The sequence below is a fragment of the Actinomycetospora sp. genome, from assembly GCF_055612215.1.
In genome coordinates, this window is sequence record NZ_JBVPVA010001032.1 from 1 (window position 1) to 1,789 (window position 1,789).

General features: G+C 76.9%; 2 protein-coding genes. Both read left to right on the forward strand.

Features of this window, described 5'->3' with window-relative positions:
• Positions 1–14: 14 nt before the first annotated feature.
• Entirely contained in the window at positions 15–776 is a 762-nt protein-coding gene (locus AC0CYZ_RS27960; RefSeq protein WP_472221376.1) for a class I SAM-dependent methyltransferase, read from the forward strand.
• Positions 777–830: 54 nt separating this feature from the next.
• On the forward strand, positions 831–1,789 hold a 959-nt coding region (locus tag AC0CYZ_RS27965; RefSeq protein WP_472221375.1), incomplete at its 3' end, for a glycoside hydrolase family 57 protein.

The window sequence follows — 1,789 nt, forward strand, 5'->3', positions numbered from 1 at the left end:
TACCGTGCCCGCCCGTGGAGCGCGCCCCGACCCTGCCGCTGACCGGCGAGCGCACGGTGCCCGGGATCGCGCGCGAGAACTACTGGTTCCGCCGCCACGAGGCGGTGTACCGGGCGCTCGCCGAGGACTGCCGGGGCGCGAGGGTGCTCGAGGCCGGCGTCGGGGAGGGCTACGGGGCGGCGCTGCTGGCGGACGGGGCGCGCCGGGTGGTCGGGCTCGAGCTGGACACGCCGACCGCGCTCCACGTGGCGCGCCGGTACGAGGCCGTGCACGTCGTCCGCGCGGACCTGCAGGCGCTGCCGCTGCCGGACGCGGCGGTGGACGTCGTCGTGACCCTGCAGGTGATCGAGCACCTGTGGGACCAGGCGGGCTTCCTGCGCGAGTGCGCCCGGGTGCTGCGCCCCGGCGGCCGGCTGCACTGCTCGACGCCGAACCGGCTGACGTTCTCGCCCGGCAACGCCCTGCACGACCGGCCCCTCAACCCGTTCCACACCCACGAGCTGGCGGCCGAGGACCTGGCCGCGCTGGTGGAGGGCGCCGGCCTCGAGGTCGCCGCGATGCGTGGGCTGCACCACGGGGCCCGGCTGGCCGAGCGCGACGCCCGGCACGGCGGGTCGATCGTCGACGCGCAGGTGGCGCTCGCGCTGTCCGGGGAGGACTGGCCCGGGGCGCTGCGCGAGGACGTGGCGGCGGTCGGCGTCGACGAGTTCGACCTGCGCACCGACGACGTGGCCGCCTCGCTCGACCTCGTCGTCAGCGCGGTACGGCCGCGATGACGTCGTCTACCTCTCGGTAACCTGCCAGCCCGGGGGCGGGACGAGAGGAGCGTGATGGCCGGCACCGAGGGCACGTTCTGCCTGGTGCTGCACTCCCACCTGCCCTGGCTGGCGCGTCACGGGGCCTGGCCGGTCGGCGAGGACTGGCTCCACCAGGCGTGGGCGCACTCGTACCTGCCGGTGGTCGACGTCCTGCAGCGGCTGGCCGAGCGCGGGCACCGTGACGTGCTCACCCTCGGCGTCACGCCGGTGCTCGCCGCGCAGCTCGACCACCCGTACTGCCTGGCCGCGATGCACGCCTGGCTCGCCGACTGGCAGCTGCGTGCCCACGCCGCCCACCGCCGCTCCCCCGACGTCGCCGTCCGCGAGCACCGGGCCGCCGCCGCGGCCCTGGCGACGTTCGAGCGCACCTGGCGCCACGGTGCCTCGCCGGTGTTCCGGTCCCTCGCCGACGGCGGGGTGGTGGAGCTCCTCGGGGGTCCCGCCACCCACCCCTTCGGCCCGCTGCTGCCCGGACGCGTCCGTCGGTTCCTCCTCGAGGGCGGCCTGCGGGACACCGCGCGGCGCCTGGGCAGCCGGCCCGAGGGCATCTGGGCGCCCGAGTGCGGCTACGCGCCCGGCATGGAGCACGACTACGCGGCCGCCGGGGTGCAGCGCTTCCTCGTCGACGGCCCGGCGCTGCGGGGCGACACCGCGGCCGCGCATCCGGTGGACGGAACCGACGTCGTCGCGTTCGGCCGCGACCTCGAGGTGACCTACCGGGTGTGGTCGCCGCGGGCGGGCTACCCCGGCGGGCCCGACTACCGCGACTTCCACACCTGGGACCACCCGTCCGGGCTCAAGCCGTCGCGGGTGACCGGACACGGGGTCGAGCCCGAGAACAAGGCGGCCTACGACCCGTCCGCCGCGGCCGCCGCGCTGGCGCACGACGTCGACGACTTCGTCGGGGCCGTCGCCGAACGGCTGCACGGGCTGCGGGAGGCGACCGGGCAGGCCGGGCTCGTCGTCGTCGC